This window comes from Pedobacter immunditicola, from assembly GCF_037482985.1.
In the GTDB taxonomy this organism is placed as follows: domain Bacteria; phylum Bacteroidota; class Bacteroidia; order Sphingobacteriales; family Sphingobacteriaceae; genus Pedobacter; species Pedobacter immunditicola.
Genome location: NZ_JBBHKC010000003.1, coordinates 447470 through 466177, shown reverse-complemented (window position 1 = coordinate 466177; position 18708 = coordinate 447470). Strand labels below are relative to the sequence as shown.

General features: G+C 40.4%; 14 protein-coding genes. 13 read left to right on the top strand and 1 reads right to left on the bottom strand.

Features of this window, described 5'->3' with window-relative positions; genetic code table 11:
- The first annotated feature begins 4 nt into the window (after positions 1–4).
- From WG905_RS07120 to WG905_RS07085, 8 genes are all read left to right on the top strand, one after another.
- Positions 5–3508, top strand: a complete 3504-nt coding sequence (locus WG905_RS07120) for a SusC/RagA family TonB-linked outer membrane protein (RefSeq protein WP_339591016.1) — start codon at positions 5–7, stop codon at positions 3506–3508.
- Between the two features lie 19 nt (positions 3509–3527).
- Complete coding sequence (locus WG905_RS07115; protein WP_339591015.1) at positions 3528–5405, top strand: RagB/SusD family nutrient uptake outer membrane protein; 1878 nt, start codon at positions 3528–3530, stop codon at positions 5403–5405.
- A gap of 42 nt (positions 5406–5447) precedes the next feature.
- Positions 5448–6413 carry a formylglycine-generating enzyme family protein gene (locus tag WG905_RS07110; protein WP_339591014.1) on the top strand — a complete coding sequence of 322 codons (966 nt, stop codon included), beginning with the start codon at positions 5448–5450 and terminating at the stop codon, positions 6411–6413.
- Positions 6414–6472: 59 nt separating this feature from the next.
- Complete coding sequence (locus WG905_RS07105) at positions 6473–7792, top strand: Gfo/Idh/MocA family protein (RefSeq protein WP_339591013.1); 1320 nt, start codon at positions 6473–6475, stop codon at positions 7790–7792.
- Positions 7793–7844: 52 nt separating this feature from the next.
- Positions 7845–8816, top strand: a complete 972-nt coding sequence (locus WG905_RS07100; protein ID WP_339591012.1) for an FAD:protein FMN transferase — start codon at positions 7845–7847, stop codon at positions 8814–8816.
- Between the two features lie 31 nt (positions 8817–8847).
- Complete coding sequence (locus WG905_RS07095) at positions 8848–9774, top strand: hydroxypyruvate isomerase family protein (protein ID WP_339591011.1); 927 nt, start codon at positions 8848–8850, stop codon at positions 9772–9774.
- A gap of 60 nt (positions 9775–9834) precedes the next feature.
- On the top strand, positions 9835–11538 hold the full coding sequence (locus tag WG905_RS07090) for an HAD family hydrolase (protein ID WP_339591010.1): 1704 nt from the start codon (positions 9835–9837) through the stop codon (positions 11536–11538).
- 202 nt (positions 11539–11740) lie between these two features.
- Positions 11741–12271 carry an RNA polymerase sigma factor gene (locus WG905_RS07085; protein ID WP_339591009.1) on the top strand — a complete coding sequence of 177 codons (531 nt, stop codon included), beginning with the start codon at positions 11741–11743 and terminating at the stop codon, positions 12269–12271.
- 53 nt (positions 12272–12324) lie between these two features.
- Here the strand turns inward: WG905_RS07085 and WG905_RS07080 are convergent, their stop codons facing one another.
- Positions 12325–13125 carry an SDR family NAD(P)-dependent oxidoreductase gene (locus WG905_RS07080; RefSeq protein ID WP_339591008.1) on the bottom strand — a complete coding sequence of 267 codons (801 nt, stop codon included), beginning with the start codon at positions 13123–13125 and terminating at the stop codon, positions 12325–12327.
- Positions 13126–13285: 160 nt separating this feature from the next.
- Between WG905_RS07080 and glpK the strand changes: the two genes are divergently transcribed.
- The 5 genes from glpK to WG905_RS07055 all read left to right on the top strand — a co-directional run bounded on the left by glpK (position 13286) and on the right by WG905_RS07055 (position 18629).
- Entirely contained in the window at positions 13286–14779 is a 1494-nt protein-coding gene (gene glpK / locus WG905_RS07075; RefSeq protein WP_339591007.1) for a glycerol kinase GlpK, read from the top strand.
- 37 nt (positions 14780–14816) lie between these two features.
- Entirely contained in the window at positions 14817–15548 is a 732-nt protein-coding gene (locus WG905_RS07070; RefSeq protein ID WP_339591006.1) for an MIP/aquaporin family protein, read from the top strand.
- Between the two features lie 245 nt (positions 15549–15793).
- The gene (locus tag WG905_RS07065) at positions 15794–16810 is read left to right on the top strand and encodes a glycosylasparaginase (protein ID WP_339591005.1); all 1017 of its coding nucleotides are present in this window, start codon (positions 15794–15796) and stop codon (positions 16808–16810) included.
- 33 nt (positions 16811–16843) lie between these two features.
- A complete protein-coding gene (locus tag WG905_RS07060) occupies positions 16844–17584 on the top strand; it encodes a copper homeostasis protein CutC (RefSeq protein ID WP_339591004.1) in 741 nt (246 codons plus the stop codon).
- Entirely contained in the window at positions 17571–18629 is a 1059-nt protein-coding gene (locus WG905_RS07055; protein WP_339591003.1) for a hypothetical protein, read from the top strand. Before WG905_RS07060 ends, WG905_RS07055 begins: the two co-directional genes overlap by 14 nt.
- Positions 18630–18708: the final 79 nt, after the last annotated feature.

Here is an 18708-nt window from a genome sequence, read left to right as displayed (position 1 = left end):
ATCTATGAAAAAAAAAGAACTGTGCAATGGAGTTCTATGTGCCCACTTTTCCAAAACAAAATTGACATTAATGTTAAACTGGACCTTTGTATTAACGTTTCTCTTATGTTTGCAGGCATCTGCTTCAACCTTCTCACAGGTTACAAAAGTTGACTTAAACTTTAACGACGTTAAGCTCAAAGAGGCTTTAATCCTTCTTGAGAAGAAGGGGGATTTTAGACTGTTATTTAGTGAGGAAGACATTCCTCTGAACAAGAGCATCACACTTCATCAACAAGACATTCTTGTAACTGAGGCCTTGTCTATCCTTTTAAAAGATACTGGGTTGAAGTTTCATACGCTTGAAGATAACTTAATAGTGATCAGGCCAATGAATAGTAGAGTAGCGGATGTTGTGGTTAAGGGGCAGGTTACCGATGCCACAGGAAATCCAATACCAGGTGTCAGCGTTAAACTTAAAAACGGAACAACCGCTACCAGTACTGAATTATCTGGAAATTATACGATAAAAGTTCCAGACAACGGGATTTTAGTCTTTTCTTACATGGGCTATGTAACCAAAGAGGTCGCGGTGAATAATCAAGCTATCATTAATGTTAAACTTCTGGAAACTAGCCAGGAGCTGACCGAGATTATCGTGGTGGGATATGGTACCCAAAAAAAGGCAGTAGTATCGGGGGCCGTCGCCGCCGTTCAAGGATCTGAACTTGCTAAAACACCAACCGTCAATCTTTCCAACTCTTTAGCGGGGCGTCTACCGGGCGTAACAGCGATTCAAAGTAGTGGTGAGCCTGGCTATGATGGTTCTGCAATTCGCATTCGTGGCGTAAATTCATTAGGTAACAACAACGCTTTAATTGTTATTGATGGTGTGCCAAACAGGGCTGGTGGTTTAGAAAGGATCAATCCAAATGATGTGGAGAGTGTTTCCGTGCTGAAAGATGCTTCTGCTGCCATTTATGGATCACGTGCTGCCAATGGGGTTATTTTGATTACCACAAAACAAGGTAAGTCTGGAAAACCACAGTTCTCCTATGATTTTGGCTATGGTTTACAACAACCGACCAGAACTCCTAAAATGTCCAGTTCTTCACAGTACGCAGAAATCTTAAACGAGCTTAAGATTTTTGGTGCTGATTTACCGAGTAATCAATGGAGTACAGCATGGGATAGTTTTAATTCTACGGGGTCATATGTTCTGCCAGGTAAAACAATTTTTGCAGCATATCGGCCAGATGAAATGCAACAATTTGCCGACGGATCTGATCCATTGCGTTACCCGAATACAGACTGGTTTGGTACAACTTTAAAAACATGGTCACCACAACAAAAGCATAATATGCAGATTAATGGTGGCACTGATAATCTTAAGTACCTGATTTCACTTGGCTACCTGGATCAGGATGGTTACTACAAAAATTCTGCAACCGGATATCAGCAATACGACATGCGTATCAATCTGGAGGCAAAATTAAACCAATATATTACAGCATCTTTAGGTGTAACGGGAAGAGAAGAGGCTCGTAACTTTCCTACAGTAGGTGCAGGGGATATTTTCAGGATGTTAATGCGCGGTAAACCCACGGAAATGGAAGTATGGCCAAATGGTCTGCCAGGCAGGGACATAGAATTCGGCTATAATCCATATGTAATTACTACCGATTTGACGGGTTATAATAGAGATCGCAGGGATTATTTTCAATCTACAGGTAAGTTAGAAATAACAATTCCAGGAATTGAAGGCTTAAAAGTAACAGGTACTGCTGCCATAGATAAATTTTCTGGAAGACAAAAAAATTGGCAAACCCCATGGACACTTTATGACTGGGATAAAGTAACCTTTGAAGCCGATGGTGTGACTCCTAAGTTGGAAGGTTCCGTTCGCTCACCACGCACTGATGCAAGTTTGTCTGAAACTGCAGGTGGTCAGTTGGCTATCAACTTAATGGGTATGATTAATTATGATAAAAAAATCAGCGATCATACCTTTAATTTAATGGCTGGTATTACAAAAGAAAAAGTCAACAATGACGGCTTCTCTGCATCAAGAAGATATTTTCTATCTACCGCCCTACAGGAATTGCTGGCAGGTAGTGATAGAGAACAAACGGTTGGTAATGCCGGGGATCCTAATAATTTATTTCAAAGGGCTCGTTTAAGTTATTTTGGTAGAGCTGGTTATAATTACAAGGAAAAATACATTGCTGAATTTTTATGGCGACTGGACGGATCTTATATTTTCCCTGAAGACAGGCGGTTTGGATTTTTCCCAGGGGTATCAGTTGGTTGGAGGATCTCCGAAGAACCTTTCTTTAAAGACAATGTGAATTTTGTTAATAGTTTAAAATTAAGAGGTTCATGGGGTCAAATGGGTGCAGAAGCCTATTTCGGAGATGCGCTGGCTGAATACCAATATTTAAGCACAATGGGCTTTGGTAATTATGTGATGAACGATCAGCTCACTCAAACACTATTCGAAAACAGAGTGCCAAACTTAAACTTTGGTTGGGAAGTGGCTAATAATGCAAATATTGGTTTAGATGCAACATTTCTTGACCATAAATTAAGTTTTGAATTTGATGCTTTTTACAATAAGCGTACTAATATCCTGATTGCAAGAGGAAACTCTATACCAGGAAGTTCTGGTATAACAGATAAACTGCCTCCTGTAAATTTGGGAAAAGTGGATAATAAAGGTTTCGAATTCAAATTATCATGGAATGACCGCGCTGGTGAATTTAATTACGGGCTTAGTGTAAATGGTGGTTACGCTAAAAATAAGATTATATTTTGGGATGAAACACCAGGTGCACCTGAATGGCAGCGCTCAACCGGCAGGCCAACTGGAACTCAACTGGTATATCAATATGCAGGAGTTTTTAAAGACCAGGCAGAGATTGACGCGAACAAACTTGATTACAGTGCTTTCACTGGGAAATTATTGCCAGGTGATATGAAATTTATGGATGTGAATGGCGATGGTATACTCAACGGTGAAGACCAGATTAGGAATGACAAAACGAGCACGCCAACTTTCACAGGTGGTTTCAATTTTAATCTTTCTTATAAAAACTTTGATTTCTCCGCTTTAATTCAAGGTGCAACAGGTGGGGTACAAATTGTAGGTTTAACTGAATCAGGTGAGATTGGGAACTATTTAGAATGGTCATACATTAACCGCTGGAGCATTGATAACCCAAGCAGCGAGCATCCACGTTTATCAAATCGTGGTCAAACCTATTATACTGATCTCAATAATGCAGCACGCAATGATTACTGGATACGCAGTAACAATTACATCAGGCTCAAAAATGTAGAATTAGGATATACACTTCCTCCTGCATTTGTTGGAAGAGTTGGTCTCAGCGCGGTAAGGATATATGTTAATGGGCTTAATTTGTTCACCGTGGATAAAATCAAAATATGGGATCCGGAATCAACCAATTCCAGTGCGCAGTATTATCCACAAGCAAGAGTTATCAATACAGGTATTAAGGCAACTTTTTAAATTGTAAAATCTTTATTATATGAAATCAATCAATAAATACATATATACCATTGCCATAGTATACATAGTCACATTTGCACCAGGTTGTAAAAAAGACTTTATGGCCCTGACACCTCCTAACCAGCTTTCTGCTGAACTCGTATGGAATGACCCGGCTTTAGCCCAGGCATTTGTTTCTGAAATATACAACGGCTTAAGTGTTGGTGGATTTTCGGAGCAAATGCTGTCGTCTGTTTCTGATGAGTCCATGTTTACACACCCTAACAGGGGGATCGATTTGATCAACGCCAGCATTATCAATGCTACAACTTTGGGTTGGATCGATAATACCTGGGGATACAACCAGATGTATAATCGAATACGGGCATGTAACCTAACTATTGAAAGATTAGCGGGAGGAGAAAATGGCATTGCTGATCAGAATATAAAAGATAAGTTACTTGGTGAAGCTCATTTTTTAAGGGCCTACTTTTATCATCAGTTGATTCGTTATTATGGGGCTGTTCCACTTGTTGATAAAAGCTATGGTTTAGATGATGATTTTGCAGTTAAGCGGGCAAGTTTTGAAGAATGTGTAAATTTTATCATTAAAGATTGTGATGATGCCAACACTTTATTAAAAGGCAAATCCTTGGAGAAGGGGAGGACGTCACCTTTAGCAGCTTTGGCATTAAAATCAAGGGTACTTCTTTATGCAGCGAGCGATCTACACGATATTCCTACAGCCAAAGGCAAATCCACTGTTGTAGCTGGATATGCAAATCCCGAGCTTCTTGGTTACTTAACCGGTGATCGCACAGCTCGTTGGAAAGCTGCGCAGGCAGCTGCGCTGGAAGTGGTTAATGCCGGTGCAGGTTATAAATTAACACTTGCATCAAAAGTTTCTCCAATAGAAGGTCGTAACAACTATAAGAGCATAGCCATGGGTGGCGGAAGTAAAGGGCCGGGTATTGATGCAGCTGCATCTTCGGAATTAATCTTTGCCAGGTACTTCATTGACCGCAGTGATATGCGTTATGGTAGGTTCAACGGGCCAAATGGTTATCATAACTGGGCAGGTAACACGCCAATAGGGTTATTGGTGGATGATTATGAAATGATTGATGGGACTAAGTTTAGCTGGACAAACCCCGCGCATAAAGCATCTCCTTACATCAATCGTGATCCACGTTTATATGCAACAATCTTATATGATGGTGCTGATTGGAAACCCAGGGATAAAGTTTCCGGAAGTGTCGATCCTGCTAATCAAATACAGACTGGTGAATACGATTTGATGGATAATGGCAAAGTTATTACTTTTAAAGGTTTAGATACTCGTGGTAGTTCAATTGAAGACTGGAATGGTAGTTATACCGGTTACTATATGCATAAGTTCATTGACGCAGATCCAAACGTTATTGATGCTTCACACCCTCAGTTTGTTCCATGGCCTTTTTTCAGGTATACCGAAGCTGTTTTAAATTATATTGAAGCAAGTATTGAACTCGGTGACCTTAGCCAGGCAACATTATGGTTAAACCGTATTCGTTTCCGGGCTGGAATGCCAGAAATCACGGCAAGCACAGCTGCCGAACTTAGGAATGTGTATAGACAGGAACGCAGAATCGAGATGGTTTATGAAGAGCAACGGTACCATGACGTTCGTCGCTGGATGATTGCTCCTGAAACATTGGGTCGTAAAACAACTTATATTAAAGTAACCGGAAAGTTTAAAGCTGGGCAAAGTATGACGAAGCCTTATCGCTATAACTCAACCGTTTATGATTATACTTACACTCCTACAACCGAGACCGCACAGGAAAACCGCAAATGGGAAGACAAGATTTACTTCAGGCCATTTAGCCGTGATGAAATTAACCGAAACAAAGAGTTGTTACAAAATCCCGGTTATTAAATTATAAATGTATTTTTATGATTTAAATCCTTAAAATTAGAAATGAACGTTAAAAAATTACTTGCAATTCCTTTACTGATGGGTTCTTTCCTTTCTCCAGCTCAGGAGAAAGGAAAGCCTTATCAGCAGCAAATCAACGGTACCAAACTTAACTTTTCAATGCAGCCTGTCCCTGGAGGAGAATTCCTGATGGGCAGTAAAAAAGGAAAACCCGATGAACAACCTGTTCATAAAGTAAAGATCTCCCCATTTTGGATGAGCACCTACGAGCTGACCTGGGATCTTTATGAGCCATTTTTGTATAAAGACTATGAAACCACAAACAGCACATCACCGGTTCCTCAAAATGTTGATGCCGTAGCCAGACCCACAAAACCATATCTCGATATGACTTTTGGGATGGGAAAAGAAAATCATCCAGCGCTGGCCATGACGCATTACAATGCTATACAATACTGTAAATGGCTCTATGCAAGAACGGGCGTATTTTATCGCTTGCCTACCGAAGCCGAATGGGAGTATGCTAGCCGTGCCGGAAGCTCAAGTGAATATGACTTTGGTGATGATGCCTCCAAACTTGGTGATTATGCCTGGTTTGCAGAAAACAGCGACGGAAAAACACATCCTGTAGGAAAGAAAAAACCAAATAAATGGGGCCTTTTTGACCTCTACGGTAATGTTGCTGAATGGACTTATGATCAATATATTCCGGATTTTTATAGTAAAGTAAAAGGTGAGAAAATAAATAATCCGGTAGCTGTACCTGAAAATTTATATGCGCATGTCATTCGTGGTGGGTCTTATGAAAGTAAGGCTCCAGACCTTCGCTCAGCTGCAAGGCTTGCTTCAGACCCAATTTGGAAACAATTGGACCCACAAATTCCTAAAAGCAATTGGTGGTTCCCGGAAGCTCCATTTATCGGTATGCGCCTGGTAAGACCGGTAACTCCGCCATCAAAAGCGGAAATTGATGCTTATTACAACCAACCAGTTATTGCCGATTATTAAGAACGGTAATCTTAAGACAGATAAAACACTCAACTAAGAACCTATAAACCAATTAAAACATGGAAAATAAACAATTGCGTGAGAAGCGCAGAGAATTTTTAAAAACCTCAGCGCTTATTGCGGGAGGTGTCTTTTTAAATCAATTTGCTTTTGCAGGTGGTCACTTCTCTGCTGATGATACGATTAAAATAGCCCTGATAGGATGTGGTGACCGGGGAACCGGGGCCGCATTTCAAGCCTTGAGCACAAAGGAAAACATAAAACTGGTAGCGATGGCTGATGCCTTCCAGGATAGAATGGATAATAGCTATAAAGCACTCTCTGCTAAGTTCAAAGACAAAGTAGATGTACCTAAGGAACGTCGTTTCGTGGGCTTTGATGGCTATCAGAAAGCAATTGCACTAGCAGATGTTGTGTTATTGGTGACCCCGCCGGGATTCAGACCTATGCATTTTGAAGAAGCGGTAAAACAAGGTAAGCATGTTTTCATGGAAAAGCCTGTAGCAGTAGATGCTCCGGGAATACGTAAGGTTTTGGCGACTGCAGAAATTGCTAAGCAGAAAAAATTAAATGTGGTTGTGGGCTTGCAGCGCAGGTACCAGGAAAATTACAAGGAATCATTGAAAAGAATTCAGGATGGTGCAATTGGTGATATTGTAGGTGGACAAGTGTATTGGAACAGTGGGGGCGTATGGGTAAAAAAACGTGAACCTAATCAAACTGAAATGGAGTATCAAATGCGTAACTGGTATTATTTTAACTGGTTATGTGGAGACCATATTGTGGAACAACATGTGCATAATATTGATATCGCAAATTGGGTTAAAAATGCTTATCCAATTTCCGTTCAGGGTACTGGCAGCCGTGCCTGGAGAACAGGAAAAGATTATGGAGAAATCTATGATAATCATGCTGTAGAATTGACGTATGCTGATGGTGCTGTTATTTACAGCCAGTGTCGCCATTATGAAGGTACACAAAACCGGGTTGATGAGACTTTTCAGGGTACCAAAGGACGTACTTATTTATCCGGCAGCAATCAGGCTGTTTTATGGGATCATACAGGCAAAGAGATTTACAATCACCCAACAAAAGGCAATAAAAATCCATATCAGACAGAACATGATGAGTTGTTTGCTGCCATTGCAAAAAATGAATTCAAATTTGCTGATGCCGAACGTAGTGCAAAAAGCTGTTTAACAGCAATCATAGGCAGGTATGCAACCTATTCCGGACAAGTGATTAAATGGGATGATGCTTTGAAGGCTGAAAATAGTTTAATGCCAGATCAGTTAACGTGGACGGCCAATCCTAAGGTAATGCCTGATGCAAATGGACTATATCCGATTCCAATGCCCGGTAAAACTAAAGTAATTTAGGCCAGAGATAACTATGGTTTCTGTTTATAAACTACATGCTTTAATACTGCCATTGTTAGTCCTTTTAGGTTACCTAAAAAAGGATCAGGAAGAATATACAATAAATGGCTATGCACAGGGAACTAGTTACACTATCAAGTATTATGCAGAGAACCCTGTAATTTCTAAAGCTGCTGTAGACAGTATATTAACTGACATTGACTCGTCAATGTCGCTTTATCAGCCAAATTCGCTGATCAATGAATTCAATGCTTCTAAAGAAGGCGTTGTTCTCGACGCACAATTTAAGGCAGTAATAAGCAAAGCTTTTGAAGTCTATAAAGATACCCAAGGCAAATTTGATGTAACGGTGGGTCCTTTAGTTCAGGCATGGGGCTTTGGATCAAAGCCGATTACAGAGTTTCCTGATAGTTTGACCATCAGGAAACTCTTAAATATTGTAGGAATGGACGGAATTGAGTTAAATGGAAATTTTCTTAAAAAACGACTACCGGGAATTCAGGTAGACCTTAATGGAATTGCACAAGGTTATTCAGTAGATGTTGTGGCTGATTACCTGTGCAGCTTGGGCATCACTTCATTTGTAGTTGAAATAGGTGGCGAACTTCGGGTTAAGGGGCTTAAACCTGATGGATCACGGAGAAGAATAGGCATCGAAGGGCCTGCATTAACACCCTTAGCAGAACCGCAAATCAGACATATCATTAATATTACTGATGGCGCGGTCACAACCTCAGGGAACTATAGAAAATGGATTCAAAAAGGAGCCAAAAAAATTGCCCACTTAATTGACCCTTCCACAGGTTACCCACTTGACAACCAATTAATCAGTGTCACAATATATGCAAAGGACGCCATTAGTGCTGATGGCTATGACAATGCGGTGATGGCAATGGATGTTAAGGAAGCCATCCGCTTTATTGAAAGTAGAGGGGATATGGAAGCGTATCTTATTTATCATCAGGAAGATGGTAAAATTGCAGACACCCTTACTAAGGGCTTTAAGAAAATGATAGTAAATTAATCCTAGCAATACACCTGTAAATTAAAATGAAATGAACCGAATTGAATTTTTAAAAAATAGCATGATCGCGACCGGATCACTTGTCGGAGCCTCCACCATCAGTGCATTTGCTGGGGCAGAGAAAAAGAATTCTATTAAAAAAGGGAAACCGTTTAACCTCGATTATGCGCCACATGAAGGCATGTTCACTAACCTGGCGGGAAAAAGTTTTCTGGACCAGATTAGGTATATGTATGATCAGGGTTTCAGATCAATCGAAGACAATGGCTATTTAAAAAGACCAAAAGAAGAGCAAACGAAAATAGGGGACCTGCTGGCAAAGTTAGGAATGAGAATGGGTGTATTTGTTGTTGACGGCGGTGACAATTGGAAAACATCATTGACTACTGGTAAAAAAGAATTTAAGGATCATTTTATTGCTACTTGTCATCAATCGGTTGAAGCAGCAAAAAGATGTAACGCCAAATGGCTTACCGTTGTTCCAGGTTTTTACGAGAGGAAGCTTCCTTATGGCAATCAAATGGCTAATGTGGTAGATGCTATGCGTGCAGGTGCAGAAATATTTGAACCTCATCAGCTGATTATGGTTTTAGAAACTTTAAGTGACACGCCAGAATTATTTCTGCAGCAAACACATGAAACCTACAATGTATGTAAAGCGGTAGACAGTCCTTCCTGTAAAATCCTCTATGACATCTATCATATGCAAAAAACGGAAGGAAACCTGATTGTGAACATTGATCGCTGTTGGGAGGAAATTGCGTACATTCAAATTGGTGATAATCCAGGTAGAAAAGAACCAACTACCGGCGAAATTAATTATAAAAATCTGTTTAAACACCTGCATCAAAAAGGTTATAAAGGTGTGATGGGAATGGAACATGGTATTTCCTTAAAAGGTACTGCAGGTGAAGAACGACTTGTACAAGCTTACAGAGAGGTGGACAGCTTTATTTAGAAATAAATAATTACTGAAACAAGCATCTGTTTTACCTGTTTTCAATGCAAAATATATCTTATGCGGTATCATGTATTGGCAACAGATTACGACGGAACCCTTGCAAAACAGGAAAGGGTTTCACCCGAGGTGGTCGAAACGCTGAAAGCACTTAAAACCAGTGGCCGAAAACTTATCCTGGTCACTGGCCGCCAACTCGAGGAGTTACAGGAATTGTTTCCAGAATTTGCAATTTTTGATCGCATTGTAGCTGAGAACGGAGCGTTGATATACAGACCTGCAACGCTGGAAGAAAAATTACTGGGGGAGCGTCCACCGGCAAGTTTTATCCAGATATTGGAGGATAAACAAGTACGCCCTCTTTCTGTAGGCAGGGTCATCGTTGCTACATGGGAACCCCACCAGGATACGGTTTTGAATGCCATTAAGCAATCTGGATTAGAGTACCAGGTGATTTTTAACAAAGGTGCCGTCATGGTGCTGCCTCCCGGTATCAATAAAGCTAAAGGTTTACACGAAGCTTTAAAAGAACTCGGCATATCTGAGCATAATGTAGTCGCCATTGGGGACGCAGAAAACGATAACGCCTTATTGAAGGTTGCTGAATGTGCTGTGGCTGTACAAAATGCCTTGCCTCAGGTTAAAATTGTTGCCGACTGGACAACAGATGCTGATCATGGTGAAGGCGTATCAGAGCTTATAGCGCTCATGATCAAGGACGATTTGATCTCTATGGATTCTATGCTCAACAGGCACTACCTGGAATTGGGCCAATGCTATGATGGTTCGCCATTCGAAATTAGTCCTTATGGTAACAGTATCTTACTTTCGGGGACTTCTGGTGCTGGAAAAACAACCTTTGTAGTTGCCTTTCTGGAAAAACTTATTGATAAAAAATACCAATTCTGCCTGATTGATCCGGAAGGAGATTACCTGGATTTACCTGAAATGATCACTGTAGGGGACAGTAGCCAATTACCTTTAATTGAACAAGTGATACAGTTGATGAGTGTTGCCTTACAAAATGTTGTGGTGAACACGTTGTCGATTCCATTGAATGACAGACCATTATTTTTTAAGCAATTACTTACAGCTTTGATTGATTTAAGAAAAAACACGGGGCATCCTCATTTTATCATTATGGATGAGGCACATCATTTAGCTCCGTTCGAAGTCACCGATAGCTTTTATAACTTCCCTGAAGACTTTAAGAATTTTGTAGCCATCACAACAAAACCAGACCTGATCAACACTGCATTTCTGAAAAGAATCAATGTCACACTAATCATCGGTGACAATCCAAATGATTCAATGGCGGCATTCGCTTCATTAACTGATCATGAAATAGAAATTGAAGAAAATGTTGTGCTTCAAAAAGGTGAAATGCTGGTATGGCAGGCGATTACTGAAAAAACTATCTTGGTAAGAACTATTATGCCCAGTCACCTTTTGCAAAGGCATAAACGCAAGTATGCTGAGGGAGACATGGGTCCTGACAGTTTTTATTTTCGGGGTCCGGAAAACAAGCTAAATCTTAAAGCTAATAACCTTATGATATTTATACAGATGGCCTCGGGTGTTGATGATGAAACCTGGTTGTACCATCTTCAGCGGAAAGATTATTCAACATGGTTCAGGGAACATGTAAATGATGAAGAACTCGCTACACATACAGAAAAAATAGAGCATGCTGAGCAAAATCCGGAAATTTCCCGTAAAGCTATTTTTCAGCTTATTCAGGAACGCTATACATCACCGGCATAATCCCTGATTCCTATTAATTTTTGGAGGTATTACCTAGAATATTTTGACTTTAACCTTTTATTTTTGTAAACATTCATAGCATCTGATAATGAAGTATTTATATTGTATTTTTGTTTATCATTAATCGGCAAAAAGTTTAGCAAAATAGTCAATTCTTGGTATGAGAATTGTTTGCTAATTTTTACCTAAATCTTACGAAGCTATGGAACAAAAACTGACTGATTTTAACCACGAGTTGTATTTATACAAGGACTCGCTACGTTCTTTCGCATTTTCCTTTACTAAAGATGCTGATGATGCTGATGATCTGGTGCAGGATACCTTGTTGAAGGCCATTCATTATGCCACGAAGTTTAAAGAAGGAACAAACCTCAAAGGTTGGCTTTACACCATCTTGAAAAACACTTTTATCAACAGTTACCGGAGGAAAACCAAAATTAACACACTTGTTAGCGTAACTGAAGAAATATCGTCGGACCAGCTAAGGTTCAGTGCCTCTACGAATACCGGCGAAAACAAATGTATGATGGATGATATTCATAAAGCCCTTGACAAACTTCAGCCAGAGTATTATATCCCTTTCATAAAATATTTTGAAGGGTATAAATACCACGAAATTGCCCAAGAACTCCACATACCAATTGGCACAGTGAAAACCCGGATACATGCAGCAAGGGGAATTTTAAAAAACAATTTAAAGATGTATCAGGAATTGTTTGCAAAGCCTAATTAATTTCGGTGTGAAAAGCATTTGGCTTATCAATTAAATTTTTATGAAGAAAAGTCTTATGACTTTTCTTCATTTTGTGGTTTCTGTTGTTCGCCCATGGTATGCGCCGCCGCACTGTCTGTCATGATGTTGGTCATGCCTACCTTAATCTTGTTCTTCAATCCTGAAATCACTTTATCTTTCCCCGACATCAGCGCTTCATAACCGTCTTCAGCAACTTTAACAGCGTCATCTAAATCTTCTTCCTGCACTATCTTACTTTGGTTCATATCAGCTTTATTGAAGAAGTCTGTATCGGTTGCCCCCGGTAATAAAGCAGTCACAGTTACACCGGTATCCTTAAGTTCTTCTCGTATAGCTTCAGAAAAAGAAAGCACAAATGCTTTTGTGCCGTGGTAAACCGATTGCCATGGACCGGGTGCCTTACTTGCAATGGAAGCAAGATTAAGTATTTTGCCTGATTGTCTAACAAGCATATCCTTTAAGAAGGCCTTGGTTAATATGACAACTGAACTAATGTTCAGTTCGATGATATCAAGCTCTCTCTGCAGTTCAGTGTCTTTAAATTCCCCATATACACCCTGTCCCGCATCATTAACCAATACCTCAACCTCAACCCCCAATTTTTTAACTTCTTCATAAATAGAAAACGTCTGCTCCCTGTCAAACAGATCTTTCGCCAGTGTCCGCACTTCAACTCCTGTCGCCCTAAATTCGTTTGCCTTCAGGTCAAGCTGGCTTTGATCCCGTGCGACAAGGATCAGGTTATATTGGTCCTTTGCAAATAGTTTTGCCAGTTCATAGCCAATACCACTGGTAGCACCAGTGATAAGTGCGTATTTATGTGTATTTGCCATTTTGTTAGAATTAAGTTAATAATTCAAATAACATTTATAGTTTATTAAAGTTTACATTAGAAAAAATATCAATTCTATTTAATTAGAAATGCTTCCTCCTGATATTTGAAAAAATATATTTACTTTGCCGGACTTCAATCCCATTCTAACCAAATATTAAATGGAAAAATACATCTTATCCTTTGACCAGGGAACGACCAGTTCCAGGGCTATTGTATTCAATAAGCAAGGGAGCATCGTCTCTGTTGCCCAAAGAGAGTTCACACAGATTTATCCGCATTCTGGCTGGGTGGAACATGATGCTCACGAAATCTGGACATCACAGGTTTCTGTAGCAACCGAAGCAATCCTTAAAGCAAATCTTAAATCAATTGATATAGCTGCAATTGGAATTACCAATCAACGGGAAACAACGGTTGTCTGGGATAAAGAAACGGGCATTCCTGTATACAATGCCATTGTATGGCAAGATAGACGCACTGCTGCTTTTTGCGATTCGTTAAAAGAAAGTGGTTTTGCGGAAAGCATACAGAACAAAACGGGGCTTATCATCGATGCCTATTTTTCTGCAACAAAGGTGAAATGGATTTTAGAAAATGTACCTGGAGCAGCAGAAAAAGCAGCGGAGGGTAAATTGTTATTTGGTACCATTGATACCTGGCTGATCTGGAACTTAACCGGAGGCGAAGTGCATGTGACCGATGTATCCAATGCTTCCAGAACCATGCTTTATAATATACATAGCCTTTCATGGGACAAAGAACTGCTGGAATTATTTAAAATTCCAGTAAACATGCTACCTGAAGTTAAATCATGTAGTGAAGTATATGGGGAAACCTCTGGAAGTCTATTTGCTGAAAAAATTCCGATTGCAGGAATTGCCGGAGATCAGCAGGCAGCGCTCTTCGGTCAGATGTGTACCGAAACCGGAATGGTAAAGAATACCTATGGAACAGGCTGTTTTATGTTAATGAATATCGGCGATACGCCTATATTGTCCAAAAACAACCTAGTTACAACTATCGCGTGGCAGATTGATGGCAAAGTACAGTATGCGCTCGAAGGCAGTATCTTCATTGCAGGTGCTGTGGTGCAGTGGCTTAGAGATGAACTTAAAATCATTGGTACCTCCGCTGAAATAGAGGCGCTTGCTTCGAGCGTTCCAAACAACGGAGGGGTTTATTTAGTACCTGCTTTTGCCGGATTAGGCGCGCCGCACTGGAACCAATATGCACGCGGAACGATCTTCGGTTTGTCCAGAGGAACAAATGACGCTCACATTTGCCGTGCTGCGCTGGAAAGCATTGCTTACCAGACGATGGAAGTCCTGAAAGCAATGGAAGCAGATTCAGGGGTTACGATCAAGGAATTACGTGTGGATGGTGGTGCCACCGCTAACGACTTGTTAATGCAATTTCAAGCCGATGTATTGAACGTTCGTGTAGTACGACCGGAAGTTACAGAAGTAACGGCTATTGGTGCTGCCTATCTTGCCGGCTTGGCTATTGGGTATTGGAAAAACATAGATGACATACGGGAACAGTGGAAAATCAACCGGCAGTTTGAACCAGTTCTCAGGGATGATATGCCACAATTGATCAAAAGTTGGCATAAAGCCGTTGGCGCTGTAAAATACTGGACCGAAGCTGAATAATTATTAAACCTCAAACGAAACTAAACGAATTTAACATATGAATGCATTTACTGCAGAAATAATCGGCACCATGTTTCTTATCCTTTTAGGAAACGGTGTTGTGGCTAATGTTGTTTTAAGTGGTACTAAAGGAAACAGCAGTGGCTGGATGGTGATCACAACCGGCTGGGCGCTGGGTGTCTTTACAGGTGTTGTCATTGCAAGTCCTTATAGTGGAGCCCATTTAAATCCAGCTGTAACCGTTGCCTTGGCCATCGCCGGCGATTTCAGCTGGACACAAGTACCGGCATATATACTTGCTCAATTTATAGGGGCTATGCTGGGTGCATTTCTCGTATGGCTCATCTACAAAGATCATTTCATCAAAACCAATGATCAGGGCCTCAAGGCAGCAGTATTTTGCACTAGTCCGGCAATTAGGAATACAACGTCAAATCTCATCAGTGAGATCATTGGCACCTTTGTATTAATATTTGTCATTTTTCATTTCACAAATGCAGAATTAGGTAGTGATAAAACACCAGTAGGGTTGGGTTCATTAGGGGCCATTCCGGTTGCTTTTTTAGTTTGGGCCATCGGACTCTCCCTGGGTGGAACAACAGGTTATGCGATCAATCCAGCTCGTGACCTTGGTCCGAGGATAATGCACGCCCTACTTCCAATCCCAGATAAGGGTAGCGGGCACTGGACTTACGCCTGGATTCCGGTCATCGGACCCATGGCGGGAGCTGCGCTTGCTGCATTTTTATATATGTTACTTAAAGTGTAGATAAATACACACAAGTATTTCTTTTTTTTACACAGGTATTTTTTTTCCGATACAGGTGTTTACCTCAGTTAAATTGCGTGGTTATTCCAGCTTCAACCTGGTTTATAGCGATATTGGAGGTTAATTGTTTACAAAGAGAATAAAGAAAAACATTGATCAATGCTATTTGGCTTATTATTTAATATTTTAGCGATCAAATATTTGATGGCAGGTGCCGTTATGATAAAAAGTAAACAAGAGACTTAATGTTTAACCGAAGATTATTTTTAAAGGCATCTGCATTTTCTGCATCCTTTCTTGCACTCGATAAAAACAAGGCTGTCGCAATGCTGCCTTTCAACAACAAAAAAACTGTTAAACCGATTGTGATCTCTACCTGGGATTTTGGAGTGGCTGCAAATAAAGCTGCTTGGGAAGTGCTTTCAACCGGCGGCCGCGCGTTAGACGCCGTAGAAAAAGGCGTTCACGTACCAGAGTCCGATCCAGATAACCATTCTGTAGGCTATGGTGGTTTCCCCGACAGGGATGGTAAAGTCACCCTGGATGCCTGCATAATGGATGAATTAGGTAATTGCGGTTCAGTTGCTGGCTTAGAACACATAATGCATCCAATTTCCGTAGCGAGAATGGTTATGGAAAAAACACCTCATGTATTTTTAGTAGGTGAAGGCGCTTTGCAGTTTGCTTTAGAAAATGGTTTTAAAAAAGAGAACCTGCTTACTAAAGCAAGTGAGAAAGCCTGGAAAGAATGGCTTAAAACCGCCAAGTATTCCCCTGTGATAAATATTGAAAATATGCCGGGTAATCAATATAATCATGATACCATAGGGATGTTGGCCATTGATGCAAAAGGGAACATTTCCGGTGCATGTACCACCAGTGGTATGGCCTATAAATTACATGGAAGAGTGGGTGATAGTCCGATTATAGGTGCCGGCCTTTACATTGACAACGAGGTGGGCGGTGCAACCTCGACAGGTGTCGGTGAAGAAGTGATTCGAAATGTCGGTAGTTTCCTGGTTGTAGAGCTCATGAGACAAGGGTACTCACCAGAAGAAGCTTGCAAAGAAGCGGTGATGCGTATTATCAGAAAGAAACCTGAAACAGCTAAACAAATCCAGGTAGGCTTTCTTGCAATCAATAAAAAAGGGGAATACGGAGCGTATGCCATTCAAAAAGGATTTACTTTTGCGGTCTGTAACGAACAGCAGCAAGACTTGTTAATTCCCGGAAAAAGCCACTTCTCTACATCAACCCTATAAAAACAAGAAACAATTATATTAGATCAATTCCTTATGATTCAAATGGAAGTTTGTGCCAACAGTGTAGCCTCTGCAATTGCTGCACAGGAAGGTGGCGCCATAAGAGTAGAACTTTGTGATAATCTACAGGAGGGGGGTACCACACCCAGCTATGCACAAATTAAATTAGCGAAAGAACTTTTGAAGATCAAAGTATATCCCATTATCCGTCCCCGTGGTGGCGATTTTTTATATTCAGAATTGGAGTTTAACTTAATGAAGATTGATATACAAATCTGTAAATCATTAAATTGTGACGGTATAGTTATTGGAATACTGAAGTCAGATGGGAGTGTAGACAAAGAAAGATGTGCGGCGCTGATCGCATTAGCCAGCCCTATGAAAGTTACATTCCATAGGGCTTTTGATAGTTGCATTGACATGGAAAAAGCCCTGGAAGACATTATTGAAATTGGCTGTGAGCGAATATTAAGTTCGGGAGGTAAAGTCACTGCTTTAGAAGGAGCTGGAAGACTTAAGGCACTCATCAAACTTGCTGCAGGCAGGATCAGCATCATGCCTGGTGCTGGTGTGAGAGAAAATAATGTCGCAGATATTATTTCAATTACGGGCGCAACAGAATTTCATGCGACAGCGAAAAACTTCGTCAATAGTGAGATGAGGTTCAAAAACACCGAAGTAAACATGGGTTCAGCGGCTGATGAATATAGCTTTGAACTAACAGATGCTAACATGGTAAAAAGTCTAATCGACAAAGCAAATGTCCGGTCATGATAAAGACCCTTCCGGCAGTAAATATTTTTTGCTGAACTTCAGCATTGCAGCGGAAGCCAAAACCGTTGTTCCTTTGGGCGTCCCTGATATAAACGATAAGGTAGAGAACGGTTTGTTCATTTTTAACTATATTTTATCTGATGCAGCTGTAGACAGTGTCATGTTTGAAATTATTAATGATCAGGGAACGTTGATATACAACCGAATACATGATAGCATTTACACCTTACCAGGTGCGCATCAAATTTCCTGGGATGGCTTCAGTAACGATGATGTTTATGACAGCAGCATGTTCATCGGCCGGAAATTACAAGCGAAAATAACGGTTTTGAAAGCAGGGATTTTTGAAACATTATCTATTAATTTTACCGCAAAATATGATGTAGTTCAATGGATTGATGTAAAAATTGAGCGAAGACTAAAAAAAATAACGGGTACATTAAGAACAAATTTCAGTGATGGTGGATTTCCTGAATTATTGACAATAGCCATAGCAGGATTAAAATATCACTGGGGTAGGAATGATTGCCATGTTACAGGTAAAAATATTGTATTCGGAAATGATGAGGCTTACGAGTTTTTTCTAAACGTATTAAACACGGGCAGCAACGCCATCAAATCTCCTAAAATTGTATATCAAACCAATGCAAGATCCCGAAGATCCAGGAATTGGGAACTTTCCAGAATTTTATTTTATAATACTGGCCACCTACAATATAGGGGGAAATGGTATTATAAATCGCCGGAGAAAGCTGATGCTGATTTCAAACTGATTGCTGCACATGAAATCGGCCATGAAATACTATTAGCTTATGGCGGGCATCTTTATTCCAAGACACATAAAGGCAGCTCAACACTCGTCACACAGCAACCTCTTGGTAATTACACCTATCCGGAATATGGGGAAATAGACTTAATGTTGTATTATGAAGAAGATAAGTTACATCCCTGCCCCTCGGATCATGTCATCAGAACTGTAGCCAGCGAAAAGGATACCCTTGGCCTGATATGGTTAAGTAAATTGCGAATTGTAGGCCAGATTTGAATCAACGGTCCGTTATTGAATCATATTGCTGATAAAAAGTTAAATTTGCAGCATCGCAACAAATAATGGTTTGGCCAAA